This is a genomic window from Paracoccus haematequi (assembly GCF_900631945.1).
In the GTDB taxonomy this organism is placed as follows: domain Bacteria; phylum Pseudomonadota; class Alphaproteobacteria; order Rhodobacterales; family Rhodobacteraceae; genus Paracoccus; species Paracoccus haematequi_A.
In genome coordinates this window covers 76,811-87,631 of sequence record NZ_UZWE01000031.1, presented here as the reverse complement: position 1 = coordinate 87,631, position 10,821 = coordinate 76,811, and the positions used below count along the sequence as shown (strand labels likewise).

The 10,821-nt window shown below is 67.2% G+C and carries 13 protein-coding genes; 5 read left to right on the top strand and 8 right to left on the bottom strand.

Features of this window, described 5'->3' with window-relative positions; genetic code table 11:
- Positions 1-271: 271 nt before the first annotated feature.
- Both PARHAE_RS11495 and PARHAE_RS11490 read left to right on the top strand, forming a co-directional pair.
- Positions 272-646 (top strand): DUF2237 family protein, encoded by a 375-nt coding sequence (locus PARHAE_RS11495; RefSeq protein ID WP_126154756.1) that lies wholly within the window; start codon positions 272-274, stop codon positions 644-646.
- Positions 633-1,232: a DUF4893 domain-containing protein gene (locus PARHAE_RS11490; protein WP_164555221.1), complete on the top strand. Its 600-nt coding sequence runs from the start codon at positions 633-635 to the stop codon at positions 1,230-1,232. The genes PARHAE_RS11495 and PARHAE_RS11490 overlap by 14 nt, the downstream gene beginning before the upstream one ends.
- Before the next feature lie 2 nt (positions 1,233-1,234).
- Here the strand turns inward: PARHAE_RS11490 and trpB are convergent, their stop codons facing one another.
- From trpB to rpsA, 6 genes are all read right to left on the bottom strand, one after another.
- On the bottom strand, positions 1,235-2,461 hold the full coding sequence (trpB, locus tag PARHAE_RS11485) for a tryptophan synthase subunit beta (RefSeq protein ID WP_126154754.1): 1,227 nt from the start codon (positions 2,459-2,461) through the stop codon (positions 1,235-1,237).
- Positions 2,462-2,483: 22 nt separating this feature from the next.
- Complete coding sequence (locus PARHAE_RS11480) at positions 2,484-2,930, bottom strand: GNAT family N-acetyltransferase (RefSeq protein WP_241232782.1); 447 nt, start codon at positions 2,928-2,930, stop codon at positions 2,484-2,486.
- Entirely contained in the window at positions 2,927-3,559 is a 633-nt protein-coding gene (locus PARHAE_RS21680) for a phosphoribosylanthranilate isomerase (RefSeq protein ID WP_126154752.1), read from the bottom strand. The genes PARHAE_RS11480 and PARHAE_RS21680 overlap by 4 nt, the downstream gene beginning before the upstream one ends.
- A gap of 3 nt (positions 3,560-3,562) precedes the next feature.
- Positions 3,563-3,985 carry a lipopolysaccharide assembly protein LapA domain-containing protein gene (locus tag PARHAE_RS11470; protein ID WP_126154751.1) on the bottom strand — a complete coding sequence of 141 codons (423 nt, stop codon included), beginning with the start codon at positions 3,983-3,985 and terminating at the stop codon, positions 3,563-3,565.
- Positions 3,986-4,048: 63 nt separating this feature from the next.
- Entirely contained in the window at positions 4,049-4,333 is a 285-nt protein-coding gene (gene ihfB / locus PARHAE_RS11465; protein ID WP_089388111.1) for an integration host factor subunit beta, read from the bottom strand.
- Between the two features lie 211 nt (positions 4,334-4,544).
- Positions 4,545-6,224 (bottom strand): 30S ribosomal protein S1, encoded by a 1,680-nt coding sequence (gene rpsA / locus PARHAE_RS11460; RefSeq protein WP_126154750.1) that lies wholly within the window; start codon positions 6,222-6,224, stop codon positions 4,545-4,547.
- A gap of 289 nt (positions 6,225-6,513) precedes the next feature.
- Here rpsA and modA point away from each other — a divergent pair, with 289 nt between their 5' ends.
- From modA to modC, 3 genes are read left to right on the top strand one after another with little or no spacing between them, the layout of a single operon-like run.
- Complete coding sequence (gene modA / locus PARHAE_RS11455) at positions 6,514-7,257, top strand: molybdate ABC transporter substrate-binding protein (RefSeq protein WP_126154749.1); 744 nt, start codon at positions 6,514-6,516, stop codon at positions 7,255-7,257.
- A 1-nt stretch (position 7,258) separates the two neighbouring features.
- A complete protein-coding gene (gene modB / locus PARHAE_RS11450; RefSeq protein ID WP_126154748.1) occupies positions 7,259-7,954 on the top strand; it encodes a molybdate ABC transporter permease subunit in 696 nt (231 codons plus the stop codon).
- Entirely contained in the window at positions 7,951-9,039 is a 1,089-nt protein-coding gene (gene modC, locus PARHAE_RS11445; RefSeq protein WP_126154764.1) for a molybdenum ABC transporter ATP-binding protein, read from the top strand. Before modB ends, modC begins: the two co-directional genes overlap by 4 nt.
- Here the strand turns inward: modC and PARHAE_RS11440 are convergent.
- Positions 8,979-9,827, bottom strand: a complete 849-nt coding sequence (locus PARHAE_RS11440) for a metallophosphoesterase family protein (RefSeq protein WP_126154747.1) — start codon at positions 9,825-9,827, stop codon at positions 8,979-8,981. The two genes, modC and PARHAE_RS11440, sit on opposite strands and share 61 nt — an antisense overlap.
- Positions 9,824-10,732, bottom strand: a complete 909-nt coding sequence (locus tag PARHAE_RS11435) for a diacylglycerol/lipid kinase family protein (RefSeq protein WP_241232781.1) — start codon at positions 10,730-10,732, stop codon at positions 9,824-9,826. The genes PARHAE_RS11440 and PARHAE_RS11435 overlap by 4 nt, the downstream gene beginning before the upstream one ends.
- Positions 10,733-10,821 lie beyond the last annotated feature (89 nt).

Below are 10,821 nucleotides of genomic sequence, written 5' to 3'. Positions count from 1 at the left end.
ATCCAATAGGGTCGGGACGCGCGCGCGGCGGCGAAGGCGGGGGGGGGGGGGGGGGCCCCCCCCCCCCCCCCCCCCCCCCCCCCCCCCCCCCGGATAGAAGAGCAACACCACCACCCCACCGCCACCCCCCCGCCCGGCGCGCCGCCGCGGACGCCCCCTGCCGCTGCGCCTGTCCCGGCGGTTTCCGAACAGCCCGCCAGCCTGACCGACAAGCTGCGGCAGTTGACGGATCGCTTCCGCCAGCCGTAGCCTTGCGGCAGGAGGATACGCCATGGAGCCATCGCTGAACGTGCTGGGAACCCGGCTGGAGCCCTGTTCGATGTCGCCGCTGACGGGATTTTACCGCAACGGCTGCTGCGATACCGGGCAAGGCGATGCGGGCAGTCATACGGTCTGCGTGATCGTCGATGCCGAATTCCTGGCGCTGTCGAAATACCTGGGCAACGACCTGTCGACGCCGCGTCCCGAATTCCGCTTCGACGGGTTGAAGCCGGGCGACCGCTGGTGTCTTTGCGCGGCGCGCTTCCTTCAAGCGGCGCAGGAGTTCGGCGCGCCCAAGGTGGTGCTGGAGGCGACCCATGCCCGCGCCCTGGACATCATTCCGCTGGAACTGCTGCGCGCCCATGCCGCCGATGCGCAGAACTGAGCTGCTGGCCGCCGCGCTGTGTCTGCTGCCCCTGGCAGGGCTGGCGCAGCAGTTGGGCGACGGCACGGCGATCCGTCCCGACGACGACCGCAGGCTGGGCGCGTTCCACGCGGCGGCAGGCGACGCGCTGTTGCAGGCTTTCGCAGGCGGCGATCCGGCCGACGTGGCGATGCTGGCCGATGTCTTGCAGGGCGCGCCGCTGCCGCCCGATCAGGCGCTGCCGCTGCTGGCGGGGGAATGGGCATGCCGGACGATCAAGATCGGCGGGCTGCTGCCGCTGACCGTCTATCCGCCGTTCCGCTGCCGGATCGGCAGCGACGGCAGTTTGGAAAAGCTGACCGGATCGCAGCGGACCAGGGGGCGCATCCATCGCGATGGCGACCGGCTGGTCTATCTGGGCGTGGGATTCATCGCGGGCGACACGCCGCCGCCCTATGCCGACCTGCCCGCCTTCGATCCCCAGGCCAGCCCGCAACGCACACCCCAGGTCGCGGTGGTCCAGATGACCGGCAAGACCGGGGGGCGGGTGATGTTCCCCGCCCCCCATCTTGAAAGCCGTTTCGATATTCTGACGCTAAGCCGCTGACATCATGTCTTGATATCAAATCCAAGATGCTTGGCGACGGTGAAGATGTCCTTGTCGCCGCGCCCGCACATGTTCATGACGATCAGGTGATCGCGCGGCAGGTCGGGCGCGATCTTCATCACATGCGCCAAGGCGTGGCTGGGTTCCAGGGCCGGGATGATGCCTTCAAGGGCGCAGCACAGCTGGAACGCCTCCAACGCCTCGGCATCGGTGATGCTGACATATTCGGCGCGGCCCGTGTCGTTCAGCCAGGCATGTTCCGGGCCGATGCCGGGATAATCCAAGCCGGCGCTGATCGAGTGGCCTTCCAGGATCTGACCGTCGTCGTCCTGCAACAGATAGGTGCGATTGCCGTGCAGCACGCCCGCCCGGCCGCCCGAAAGGCTGGCGCAATGCTCCATCCGGTCGTCGACGCCCTTGCCCCCGGCCTCGACCCCGATGATGCGCACGTCCTTGTCGTCCAGGAACGGATAGAACAGCCCCATGGCGTTCGACCCGCCGCCGATCGCGGCGATGATCGTGTCGGGCAGACGGCCCTCGCGGGGCAGGATCTGTTCCTTGACCTCTTTGCCGATGATCGACTGGAAATCGCGCACCATGGCCGGATAGGGATGCGGCCCCGCCACCGTGCCGATGCAATAGAAGGTGTCGCGCACATTCGTCACCCAGTCGCGCAGCGCGTCGTTCATCGCGTCCTTCAGCGTGCCCCGGCCGCTGGTGACGGGCACGACCTCGGCCCCCAGCAGGCGCATGCGGAACACGTTGGGCGCCTGGCGTTCAACGTCATGCGCGCCCATGTAGACCACGCATTTCAGCCCGAATCGCGCGCAGACCGTGGCCGTCGCCACGCCATGCTGGCCCGCGCCGGTTTCGGCGATGATCCGGGTCTTGCCCATCCGCCGCGCCAGCAGGATCTGGCCCAGCACGTTGTTGATCTTGTGCGCGCCGGTATGGTTCAGCTCGTCGCGCTTCATATAGATCTTGGCGCCGCCCAGATGCTCGGTCAGGCGTTCCGCGAAATACAGGGGCGAGGGGCGTCCGACGTAATGCGTCCACAGATCGTCCATCTCTGCCCAGAACGCGGTGTCGGTCTTGGCGCGTTCGTATTCGGCTTCCAGGTCCAGGATCAGCGGCATCAGCGTCTCGCTGACGAAGCGGCCGCCATAGATGCCGAAGCGGCCCTGTTCGTCGGGGCCGGTCTTGTAGCTGTTCACCAGATCGTCTGCCATGGGGCGCGCCTTCCCTGAAATCCTAGAGCGGCTTCTTATAGCCGATATGGCTGGGCGTGAAGCCCGTGCGGTCATAGAAGCGGTGCGCATCGACCCGCGTCCGGTTGGTCGTCAACTGCATCAGGCCGCATCCCGCCGCCCGCGCCCGATCCTCGGCATCCGCAATCAGGCGCGCGCCGATACCCCGGCCCCGCAGGTCCGAGGCGACGCGTACCCCTTCGATCTGGGCGCGCAGGCTGGCGGTCGCGGACAGACCGGGAATGAAGACGATCTGATAGCAGGCGACGATGCGGTCATCCGACAGACCCACCACCAGCATGTTGCCGCCCTGGGCCTGCATCGCGTCGAAGGCCGCCAGATAAGGCGCCATGTCCGCCCCTTCGCGGGTCCGGCCCAGGATGTCGTCGGCCAGCAGGGCCGCAACCGCCGGAATGTCGTCCCGATGCGCGGGACGGAACCGGACAGTCACGAGGCCGCCGCGACAAAGGCGCGGATCAGCCCTTCGTCCTTGATGCCCGGCTCGGTCTCTACCCCGGACGAGACATCGACCGCCGGGGCGCCGGTCAGGCGGATCGCCTCGGCCACGTTCTGCGGGGTCAGGCCTCCCGCCAGCATCCAGGGGCGCAGCCATTTCCGCCCGACCAGCAGCCGCCAGTCGAAGGACAGGCCGTTGCCGCCGGGCAGGTCGGCCCCCTTGGGCGGCTTGGCATCCACCAGCAGCATGTCGGCGACCAGCCCGTAATCGGTCAGCGCGGGAAGGTCTTCGGGACCGGACAGCCCCACCGCCTTCATCACCGGCAGGCCAGTCAGCGCCTTGACCTGCGCCACCCGGTCGGGACTTTCGTCGCCATGAAGCTGAATGATGTCCAGCGGCACACGGCCCAACACCTGATCCAGAAGCGCATCGTCCGGGTTCACGAACAGTCCGACCGCCGCCACGCCCATCGGGATGTGCTGCATCAGCAACGCCGCCTCCTCGACCGAGACGGCGCGCGGCGATTTCGGAAAGAACACCAGCCCGACATAGCGCGCCCCCGCCTGGGCCGCAGCCTCGATATGGTCGGGACGGCGCAGGCCGCAGATCTTGACCTGGGCCATTCCTCAGCGACCGGGGGCGGGCAATGTGGTGCCCGGCGCCGGTGCGGTCGTGGCGGCGGGAACGGTGGACGGCTTGGGCTTCGGCCGGTCCAGAATCGCCAGAACCTCGTCCTTGGGGGCGGCGTGGCGGTGGCGCAGGTGGCCGACCTCGTTTTCCAGCCGGGCGGCGCGGTCGGCCTGGGCCCGCGCCTCGCGCCGGATATGGGATTCGCGCAGCCATTCCCACACCAGTCCGGCCAGCATTCCCAGGGCGAAGGCCAGGAAGATCACCAGGAACAGCGGCAGGGCCACGGACCATTGCCCGCCCAGATATTGCCCGAAATTCGCAGGAAATGCCGACAGCGTCACCGTCTCGCGGTTGGCAAGAGCCACGGCCACCAAGATGAGGGCCAGCAACACCACGAAGATCACTCGAAGAAAGCGCATGGAATATCCTTGGTTGCGGCCGCAAGGGCGCGGCGCGGTGTCCTTACGGGCTTTCTATGCCGGTCAGGCGTCCCCGTTCAACCGATCGCGCAACAGTTTGCCGGTCTTGAAGAAGGGAACGTATTTCTGATCGACATCGACCGCCTCGCCGGTGCGAGGATTGCGGCCGGTGCGGGCATCGCGCTTCTTGACCGAGAAGGCGCCGAAGCCGCGCAGTTCGACCCGGTCCCCGCGCGCCATGGCGTCGATGATCTCCTCGAACACGGTGTTCACGATCCGCTCGACATCGCGCCGGAACAGATGCGGGTTTTCATCAGCGATAAGCTGGATCAGTTCGGACCGGATCATCATCCCCCCAGGTGGCGTAACGGGCTGCAAGGCGTCGTCCGCAAGACTTGCGACAAAAAGGCAACGCAGGAAAAGGTTCCCAGTTTCCATAGCGATGCCAGTTTTGCCCCCGCCACGCAAGATGCGTAAGCGGAACCCGGTCGCCCGGCGGGCACGAAAAAGCCCGTCCCGCGCAGGCGGAACGGGCGATGTCAGGCGGTCAGGACCGCGATCAGTTGCTGCGGTTCAGCGCGGCGCCCAGGATGTCGCCCAGCGAGGCGCCCGAATCCGAACTGCCGTACTGGTCGATGGCTTCCTTTTCCTCGGCGATCTCGCGGGCCTTGATCGACAGGCCCAGGCGGCGGGTCTTGGTGTCGATGTTGGTGACGCGGGCATCGACCTTGTCGCCGACCTGGAAGCGCTCGGGGCGCTGATCCTGGCGGTCGCGGGCCAGATCGGAACGGCGGATGAACGACTTGACGCCGTTGTATTCCACCTCGATCCCGCCGTCCTCGATGGCGGTCACTTCGACGGTGACGACCGAGCCGCGCTTCACGCCGTCAACGGCTTCGGCCATGTGCTCGTTTTCCAGGGACTTGATCGACAGGCTGATGCGCTCTTTCTCGACATCCACGTCCTGGACGACGGCTTTCACCACGTCGCCCTTGCGGAAGTCCTGGATCGCATCCTCGCCACGCGCATCCCACGAGATGTCGGACAGGTGGACCATGCCGTCGATATCGCCTTCCAAGCCGACGAACAGACCGAATTCGGTGATGTTCTTGACCTCGCCTTCGATGACGGTGCCCGAGGGATGCGTTTCCGCAAAGACTTCCCACGGGTTGCGCTGCGTCTGCTTCAGGCCCAGCGACACGCGGCGCTTGGCTTCGTCGATCTCGAGCACCATCACTTCGACTTCCTGCGAGGTCGAGACGATCTTGCCCGGATGGACGTTCTTTTTGGTCCAGCTCATTTCCGAAACGTGGACCAGACCCTCGACACCGGCTTCCAGTTCCACGAAGGCGCCGTAGTCGGTGATGTTGGTCACGCGGCCCTGATGGACCGAGCCGATCGGGAACTTGTCGCCGACGGTATCCCACGGATCGGCCTGAAGCTGCTTCATGCCCAGGCTGATGCGGTGGCTGTCCTTGTTGATCTTGATGACCTGGACCTTGAGGGTCTCGCCGATCGCCAGGATCTCGGACGGATGGTTGACGCGGCGCCAGGCCATGTCGGTGACGTGCAGCAGGCCGTCGACGCCGCCCAGATCGACGAAGGCGCCGTATTCGGTGATGTTCTTGACGACACCATCGACCACCTGGCCTTCGGTCAGGTTGGCGATCACCTCGGCGCGCTGTTCGGCGCGGGATTCTTCCAGGATGGCGCGGCGCGACACGACGATGTTGCCCCGGCGGCGGTCCATCTTGAGGATCTGGAACGGCTGTTTCAGACCCATCAGCGGGCCGGCATCGCGCACGGGGCGCACATCGACCTGCGAACCGGGCAGGAAGGCCACGGCGCCGCCCAGATCGACGGTGAAGCCGCCCTTGACGCGGCCGAAGATGGCGCCTTCGACGCGCTCTTCATCGGCATAGGCTTTTTCCAGACGGTCCCAGGCTTCCTCGCGGCGGGCCTTCTCGCGGCTGATTGAGGCTTCGCCGCGGGCGTTTTCCACGCGGTCCAGATAGACCTCGACCTCGTCGCCGACCTTGATGCTGGGTTCTTCGCCGGGATTTGCGAATTCTTTCAGATCGACGCGGCCTTCCATCTTGTAGCCGACGTCGATGATGGCCTGGCCCGCCTCGATGGCGATGACGCGGCCCTTGACGACCGAACCTTCGTCCGGGGTGTCGATGTCGAAGCTTTCGTTCAGGAGGGCTTCGAATTCCTCCATGGTCGCTTTAGCGCACATATATGATCGTTTTCCTTTGGGTCATGTTACTGGCCATGCGGTTGGCTCCGCCGGTCTTTATGGCTGCCTTCCGGGAACGACAAAGGGTCGCGGCGTTGACGCCCGACCCATTCCGATGCGGTCTGTTGTGACCATGTCGCCCATAAGACTGGCGGTCATATAGTCGTGTTCGGCCCGTGGTTCAATGCAAAAAGGGGCGGGCACCAGGTTATGTCCAACCGGAAATATCGCTTGCAGGCCCGCACGGCAGGGCGATAGGTTCGGGAAAACATATCCCACGAGGTTCCCGATGCGCCCCGCCCTGCTTGCCGCCGCCCTGTCTCTGACCGCCCTGCCCGCCTGGGCCGAGGATGTCAGCGTCTTCGCCGCCGCCTCGCTGAAAAACGCGCTGGACGAGGTTGCCGCGCAGTTCATCGCCGACACCGGCAACACCGTCACCATCTCCTATGCCGGGTCGAACGCTCTGGCCAAGCAGATCATCGAGGGCGCGCCGGCCGATCTGTTCATCTCGGCCAATGTCGAATGGGTGGACGAGGTCGAGAAGGCCGGTCTGGTCCAGACTCGCGACGATATCCTGGGCAACAGGCTGGTGCTGATCGCGCATGGCGACGCGCAGCCGGTCACGATGGGCTCTGACACCGACCTGGCCGGACTGCTGGACGGCGGCAAGCTGGCGATGGCCCTGGTCGAGTCCGTGCCCGCCGGGAAATACGGCAAGGCCGCGCTGGAAAACCTGGGCCTGTGGGACGGCGTTCAGGCCGATGTGGCGCAGTCCGACAATGTGCGCGCCGCCCTGGCCCTGGTCGCGACCGGAGAGGCCCCCTTTGGCATCGTCTATGCCACCGACGCCGCCGCCGAGGATGACGTGACCATCGTGGGCGAGTTTCCGGCCGACAGCTATCCGGCGATCATCTATCCGGCCGCCCTGCTGGCCGGGGCTGCGGACGATGCCGACCGCGCCTTCTACGACGCCTTGTCGGGCGATGCTGCGGATGCAATCTTCGAAAAGCATGGCTTCAGCGTGAAGGACTGACTTGACCGACTGGCTGACCCCCGAAGCGTGGCAGGCGGTCCGCCTGTCGCTGGAGGTATCGCTGTGGGCAGTCGCGGCCAGCCTGCCCCTGGGGATCCTAGTCGCCTATGCCTTGGCGCGATGGCGCTTTCCGGGGCATGGGCTGTTGAACGGGCTGGTGCATCTGCCGCTGGTGCTGCCGCCGGTCGTCACCGGCTATCTGCTGCTGCTGACCTTCGGACGGCGCGGCTGGGTGGGGCAATGGCTGGACCAGATCGGCATCGTCTTCGCCTTCCGCTGGACCGGCGCGGCGCTGGCCGCCGCGATCATGGCCTTTCCGCTGATGGTCCGCGCCATCCGCCTGGCAATCGAGGCGGTGGATCCCCGACTGGAACAGGCCGCCTCGACGCTGGGGGCGCCGCGCCTCTGGGTGTTTCTGACCGTGACGCTGCCGCTGATCCTGCCTGGCATCCTGGCGGGCGCGATCCTGGCCTTCGCCAAGGCGATGGGGGAATTCGGCGCGACGATCACCTTCGTGTCGAACATCCCCGGCCAGACGCAGACCCTGCCCTCGGCCATCTATGCCTTCCTGCAGGTGCCGGGGGGCGAGGCCGCCGCCGCCCGGCTGGTGCTGATCGCCGTCGCCGTCGCCATGGCTGCGCTGTTCCTGTCCGAATGGCTGTCGCGCCTGATCGCGCGGCGGATCCGGGGCGCCTGATGCTGTCGGTCGCGCTGCGCCACGCCTTCGCGGGCTTCACGTTGGACGCCGCCTTCCAGGCCCCCGCCGGGCTGACCGCGCTGTTCGGCCGGTCGGGTTCGGGCAAGACCACCATCGTCAACGCCGTCGCAGGCCTGCTGCGCCCGCAATCGGGGCGCGTCACGGTCCAGGACATTGTGCTGACCGACAGCGACCGGGGCATCTTCCTGCCGCCGCATCGGCGCGGCATCGGCTATGTCTTTCAGGACGCGCGGCTGTTTCCGCATCTGACGGTGCGGCAGAACCTGCTCTATGGCCATTGGTTCACGGCGCGCGGCCGCCCGTCCGATCTGCCGCGCGTGGTCGAGATGCTGGGCATCGGCCCGCTTCTGACCCGCCGCCCCGCCGCCCTGTCGGGGGGGGAACGCCAGCGTGTCGCCATCGGCCGGGCGCTGCTGTCACATCCCCGCCTGCTGCTGATGGACGAACCGCTAGCCGCGCTGGACCAGCCCCGCAAGGACGAGATCCTGCCCTATCTGGAACGGCTGCGCGATCAGGCCGGGCTGCCGATCCTCTATGTCAGCCATTCCACGGCCGAGGTCGCCCGGCTGGCGACCACCGTCGTCCTGCTGGATCGGGGCCGGGTGACGGCGGCGGGGCCGGTCGCCGCGCTGCTGTCGGACCCGGCGGTCGCCCCCTTGCTGGGCCTTGCCGAGGCGGGCGCCGTCCTGACCGCGCGGGTCGAAGCGCACGAATGCGACGGGTTGACCCGGCTGGCGGCCCCGGCAGGACCGCTGTTCCTGCCCCGGATCGCCGCGCCCATCGGTGCGCTGCTGCGGCTGCGCATCCTGGCGCAGGACGTGATGATCGCCACCGTGCCGCCGCAGGGAATTTCCGCGCTGAACGTGATCCCCGCACGGGTCCGCGACCTTAGCCCCGCTGGGGACAGCGTGCTGGTGCGGCTGGAGGCGGGCGATCAGGTGATCCTGTCGCGGATCACCGCGCGCTCGGCCGCCGCGCTGGACCTGCGCCCCGGCCTGCCGGTTCACGCGGTGCTGAAGGCGGTCTCGGTCGCGCCGGGGACGATCGGCGTTTCGGGCGGCTGATGGGCGACCCAGATCCCGCTCTCGCGCGAGAAATGCTCGTATTCCGGGGGGCGGAAATCCGGTTCGTTCATGGGCGCGATATGGCGTTCGACGGTCAGCATCGGCCCGTCGATCTGCAAGACCGCGAATTCGTTCTGCCGGTCCGACAGCCGCCCGCACAAAGCCGTGCCCGCCTGGATTTGCAGCACGCCCGGATGGGCCGTCTGTTCCAGCATCGCACCCGTCGCCCAGACATGCAGATGCCCCGACAGCACGATCTGCGCGCCCGCGCGGTCCAGCCGCGACAGGGCCTGCGGCGCGCGGCGGGCCAGTTCCTTGTCGACCTGGGCCAGATGTTCCAGCGGATGATGCAGCGCGACGATGTTCGTGGCCAACGGATCCAGGCCGCCGATCAGCCGCCCGATCTCTCCCTTGCGGATGATGCCCCGCTGCACGGCGAAGGGATCGACGCTGTTCAGGCCCAGAACCCGCGCGCCGCCCACCTGCCGCACAGGCGTCAGATGCCGTCCCATCGCCCGGCGAAATCCCGCATAGGGCGCCAGATAGCGGACGGCCAGGTTATACAGCGGCACGTCGTGATTGCCCGGCACCACCATCAGCGGCGCCCGGATCCGCGACAGGAAGGCGGCGGCCTGGGCATATTGGCCGCGCCGTCCGCGATGGGTCACGTCGCCGGTCACGACCACCAGATCGGCCCCGGCGCCGTTCACCCGCGCCAGCAGCGGTTCGGCAAGGGCGGCGCGATGGAATCCGAAATGCAGATCCGACAGGTGGACGATCCGCGTCACGCCCGCGCGTCCCTGGTTTTGCTGACGCCATCGGCGGGAACCAGAACCTTCAGGTCGCCATGCCGGACACGCAGGTGGAAGGGGCTGACCATGCGGGTCTTTTCGCCGTCATGGGCGATCAACTGCCGGCGCTTGCCGGTCTCGATCACCAGGCGGTCGGTCAGGATCAGGTCGAAATCGCTGTCCTTGGCGCTGAAGCCGAAAGCCAGCCGAAAGGCAGACCGCAGCAGCGGCAGGGGCTTGCGCGCCTTGGCAATCAGAACCGCGAAATTGCCCGCCCGGATCGCATCCGCGCCGTCCAGCCCGAAGGCGTCCAGTTGATAGGCGCTGCGGGCGACGAAAACCAGGGCAGTGGTGAAATGACGGTCCTGGCCGTCGACCGTGGCGGTCAGGCGCATCGGATGGCGCAGCCGCCGCATCGCCACCAGCACCGACCAATAGGCCGCCAGCCGCGACCGGCCCCAGCGTTCATAGATCCCCTCGCGCGTCTTGAGGATATGCGGATAGGCGCCCAGGCTGACATTGTTCAGGAACACCAGATCCTCGATCTGGCCGACATCGACGGGCCTGACCTTGGCGTCCAGCAGGGTTTCCAGCGCATCCTCGACCGTCTCGCCCACACCCAGGTCACGCGCGAAATAGTTGAAGGTGCCGCCCGGCAGCACGCCCATCACCGTCTGCGTCCCGGTCAGCGCGCCCGCCACGGCCGATTGGGTGCCGTCGCCGCCATAGGCCACCACGATGTCGAACCCATCCTCGACCGCGCGGCGGGCAAGGCCCGCCAACTGCTCTCCCCGGTCGGTCGCGCGCAGGGCGAATTCGGCGACCCGGCCTTCCAGCGCATCGCGGATCGCCTCGGCCTGCTGGCGGCCGTCCTTCTTTCCCGATCCAAGATTGCCGATCACGCACAATCGGCAGGCGGACAGATCCACCCTATCGGCTGTATCGCGCATCCGTCCCCCGAGGTGATTTCCCCCATCAACACGCAAGCCGA